Origin of the sequence: Candidatus Seribacter sulfatis (assembly GCF_964187635.1) — a bacterium.
GTDB classification, from domain to species: domain Bacteria; phylum Verrucomicrobiota; class Verrucomicrobiia; order Opitutales; family Seribacteraceae; genus Seribacter; species Seribacter sulfatis.
In genome coordinates this window covers 1-3,656 of sequence record NZ_CAXLMO010000111.1, presented here as the reverse complement: position 1 = coordinate 3,656, position 3,656 = coordinate 1, and the positions used below count along the sequence as shown (strand labels likewise).

Below are 3,656 nucleotides of genomic sequence, written 5' to 3'. Positions count from 1 at the left end.
ATGTCAGGATTGAATTTCAACGGGAGTAATAAGTATAGTGTTAACGAAAAAAAAAGAGCAATCAACCTACTTTCTTGAATTATACAGTAAGTATGAACCACTTGTGCGTGCCTATGTAAGAAACGGCTTACAAAATCACGACGATATTTTGGAGGTAATGCAGGAAACCTCGATCATTGCCTGGCAGAAATTCAGTAAACTTGAAAATCCCGAAGAAAATTTTGGGAAATGGATGTGCGTCATCGCACGATATGAAATTTTAAAATTCAGGAGAGGCAAAGCCAGAAGTCGACTCATTTTGAATAATGACTTGGTGGAAACCATTCTGAACGAAGGCATCGAGGAATTTAAGGAAAGCGATCAATTACTTGGATACCTGGAAGAATGCTTAAAGATGCTTTCCGATTTTAACCGCAAGCTTGTAGAACTTCCTTACAATAAGGGAGGATCGTTTGTAGAGCTAGCAAAACAAATGAAGAAAACTCCAGAAGCACTTTACAAACAGGCAAGCAGGCTACGCCTTTCTTTGGCAGACTGTATGAACCAAAAACTTATTTCGAATCAGTAAAGATATGAAAAAACATCAAAAACAACTCATTGCGGATTATTTTTCAAATCATCTGAAGAAAGAAATGGAACCCGAATTAAATAGTCTGCTAAAAAAAGACGCTTCGGCCAGATCCTATTTTCGAACTTATGCAATAATGCATGAGCAACTGCTGGACCGTGAAGAAGACCTCGGAGACCTTCTCAAATTCTCCAATAAGAAGACAGATCAATTGGATACTCACCCCCCTCCTTTTAAGAAACTTCTTTTACTCGGAGCGGTTGCCGCAATTTTCATAATCTGTTTTTCATGGCTCACCAGAAATGTAGATAAAGATCAGGAAAGCACAGCTTCTTTTGCGAGCGCCAACATTATTCCTAAAAATCCCCTTGCGGTGGTGATCGACCACAACCAAGTCCACCTCGATCAATCGAAATCTTTAAACAGAGAAATTTGGAAACCGGAAACTTTCGAGCTTAAAAAAGGCGGCGGGATTCATTTGCGCTTCAACAAATCGGTGGATTTTATTTTCCAGGGCCCCGGACAATTTGAAATTCTCGGTCCCAAAGACATCAGAATAAAAGAGGGGAAAGCAAGAACCATTGTTATCAATAAGTGGGGGCATCAGTTTACCATACATACCGAGGACAAGGAAATTGTGGATTGGGGAACTGAATTCTCTCTCTCAATAATTCCCGGGGAAAAACCATCCATTATGGTGAATGAAGGACTTGTTGAAATTAAAGACAAAACTAGCGAAACATCCTTAGGATATTTAAGCAGGTTTAACAAACCTGCATCAGATTCAAACCATACAATTCTCACAAACTCTTTTTCCGACCTCCTCGGAGATGAAAAGTTATATCAACCCGGATTCCTCGGTCTTCAAAGGAAACAGGAAAGGATAGAGGAATATCTTTCAGATGATAATGTTTTGGCCATTTTTGACTTCACCCACTACAGGAACCAACACAAATTCGGGTCTAATGAATTAAAAAATCTCCCCGGGCAGTGGAAACATTATAAGAACACAATTAGACCGAATCGTATTATCTTAAATAAAAAGAAAAATTCCCCGATCAGTCATGGCGTGATGCATAACTCCAGCTGGACATCAGGAAGATTCCCCGGTTCAAAAGCACTGACAATGCCTCATCATGACAGCCATATATCACTTGATTTCATGGGTAAATTCGAAGAACTGTCATTTTCTTCATGGATTTACATTCCCTATTTTAATGATACCTGGTCAGCGGTTTACGGATCAAAGTACTGGAACAAACCTGGATACTTTCGCTTAGAAATGCCCAGGACATCGAACATACCTTCGCTATTTATGTGGGGAGAATCCGAGCTGGAAACAAGATCACACACCCAACGTTCAGGCAGAATTCCCCTATCTTCGTGGCAGATGATAAGCACTGTCTTCGAAAAATCTTCCTTAGGAATTATAGTTCATATCTACCTCAACGGAAAATTACTCCTTTCGCACCACACCGAGCATGTGAAATTTGTTGAGCCAGGAGAATTTTTAATTGGTAATATTCAAAATATAAATGGGAGTTGGACAAGAGCCCTGAACGCAATGTCCGACGAATTGATTATTTGGAAACGAGCACTTGGAAGCGAAGAAGTTTCAGATCTATTTCTGGTGGGCAAACCGAACCATATGCCTCCGGTCGAATCGCATGAAAATTCTTTATGAAATGAATATTAGCTAAGCAATTAACAAAATCATTTATCAGTCAAAAATATGAAAATTAAATTAACCAAAAAATCAGACTCTATTTGACACTGGAACTTCATTTTATATCCAATGCACACCGGGAACCGAATAGCCCATAAATAATTATTTTATCCGACTAATTAATTAATTTTTAAATCATACGAAAAAAATATAATTAATTAATTTTTAGTTTGATATAATGCAACTTTAACGAATACACACATTTAATACATAAAATAAAGATGAGCCAAATCAATATTGAAAATAGGTCCTATGTCACCAAAGCTTTTGCGAGGGATCTTCTTGGTTATGCAAACACAAATTCAATTGATCACCTGATCAGATCAGGAAAATTATCTGTTTTTCAATCCACTGTACTCGGCAGGAAATTCCTCTGCCTGGACGAGGTAAAAAAACTCGCCCGTCTCCACGGAGTATCTAAATGAAAAAAATAGACCGTTTTGATGAACATCCCAATTACTACCTTAATCTTTGTGAAGCAGCAAAAGTGCTTAGTTATGTTGATTATCGCAGAATTGAATCATTTATTGATAACGGGTATCTGAAGGCTTATCAAATGCCCCATACGAACCGAAAGAAAGTCAGGTACCATGATTTGATGAATATGCTGACCCAAAAACCGCATAATTCGGAAAATGTTTAAATACGGAAAAGAGGACTCCTATCCGCATGACCGATACCTAACATTCACTGAAGCAGCTTCTCTTCTTGGTTCTGGAAAACACACCCGAGTTCATAATTTGGTGATTAAGGGAGATTTGCCAGCTTATTCGATTCCCCTGACCAAAAAATTACGGGTCAAAAAATCCGAACTGCTTACCCTCTTTAGTGCGATCAAAGAAAAGGGGAACCCATAGTGGTGCAGGATTTAATCAACAAAGCCAAATTCCTATCACAGCAATCAACAGACAGTAACCCCGCGATGACACTCCCCAATACTATTCAACCTCCCGAGCTTGATACCTTAGACCGCTATGTTAAAGTCACTGAAGCCGCAGGCATCCTTGGCTTCAACAGTTGCAAATCCGTGGAAGATCTGATTTCCCGAAACACGCTCCCCTGCTACTATATACCGGACAACAAGATAAAAAGGGTTCTTCTAAGCGATCTTTATTCATTGATCACCAATAAGCAGGAACACAACGAAACTTCTGATGAAGACTCAACAAAAGTTATTGAAATGCCTCCAAAAACCAGGGGCAGGCCACGAAAATATAGCGACTGAATAGAACTTCAATCAACAGATGTAATTTTACTTTTTATAAGATAACATGAAACAAAATAATTTTGATTTAATTAATTTTTCACACGCCGCCCGTATTTTGGGTTACAAATCCAATGCACCGATAAAAAAACTGGTTA

General features: G+C 38.6%; 6 protein-coding genes. All 6 read left to right on the top strand.

Annotated features, from left to right (window positions below):
• Nucleotides 1–37: 37 nt before the first annotated feature.
• The 6 genes from ACKPQ5_RS10115 to ACKPQ5_RS10090 all read left to right on the top strand — a co-directional run bounded on the left by ACKPQ5_RS10115 (nt 38) and on the right by ACKPQ5_RS10090 (nt 3,519).
• On the top strand, nt 38–568 hold the full coding sequence (locus tag ACKPQ5_RS10115; RefSeq protein ID WP_407678988.1) for a sigma-70 family RNA polymerase sigma factor: 531 nt from the start codon (nt 38–40) through the stop codon (nt 566–568).
• A 4-nt stretch (nt 569–572) separates the two neighbouring features.
• On the top strand, nt 573–2,252 hold the full coding sequence (locus ACKPQ5_RS10110) for a LamG-like jellyroll fold domain-containing protein (RefSeq protein ID WP_407678987.1): 1,680 nt from the start codon (nt 573–575) through the stop codon (nt 2,250–2,252).
• A gap of 263 nt (nt 2,253–2,515) precedes the next feature.
• Nucleotides 2,516–2,719 carry a hypothetical protein gene (locus ACKPQ5_RS10105; RefSeq protein WP_407678986.1) on the top strand — a complete coding sequence of 68 codons (204 nt, stop codon included), beginning with the start codon at nt 2,516–2,518 and terminating at the stop codon, nt 2,717–2,719.
• Nucleotides 2,716–2,937, top strand: a complete 222-nt coding sequence (locus ACKPQ5_RS10100; RefSeq protein WP_407678985.1) for a hypothetical protein — start codon at nt 2,716–2,718, stop codon at nt 2,935–2,937. Before ACKPQ5_RS10105 ends, ACKPQ5_RS10100 begins: the two co-directional genes overlap by 4 nt.
• Nucleotides 2,930–3,151 (top strand): helix-turn-helix domain-containing protein, encoded by a 222-nt coding sequence (locus ACKPQ5_RS10095; RefSeq protein WP_407678984.1) that lies wholly within the window; start codon nt 2,930–2,932, stop codon nt 3,149–3,151. The genes ACKPQ5_RS10100 and ACKPQ5_RS10095 overlap by 8 nt, the downstream gene beginning before the upstream one ends.
• Nucleotides 3,151–3,519, top strand: a complete 369-nt coding sequence (locus tag ACKPQ5_RS10090) for a hypothetical protein (protein ID WP_407678983.1) — start codon at nt 3,151–3,153, stop codon at nt 3,517–3,519. Before ACKPQ5_RS10095 ends, ACKPQ5_RS10090 begins: the two co-directional genes overlap by 1 nt.
• Nucleotides 3,520–3,656 lie beyond the last annotated feature (137 nt).

Coding starts and splice junctions, on each gene's coding strand:
- ACKPQ5_RS10110 (WP_407678987.1), top strand. CDS start 573: ATGAAAAAACATCAAAAACAACTCATTGCGGATTATTTTTCAAATCAT.
- ACKPQ5_RS10105 (WP_407678986.1), top strand. CDS start 2,516: ATGAGCCAAATCAATATTGAAAATAGGTCCTATGTCACCAAAGCTTTT.
- ACKPQ5_RS10100 (WP_407678985.1), top strand. CDS start 2,716: ATGAAAAAAATAGACCGTTTTGATGAACATCCCAATTACTACCTTAAT.
- ACKPQ5_RS10095 (WP_407678984.1), top strand. CDS start 2,930: ATGTTTAAATACGGAAAAGAGGACTCCTATCCGCATGACCGATACCTA.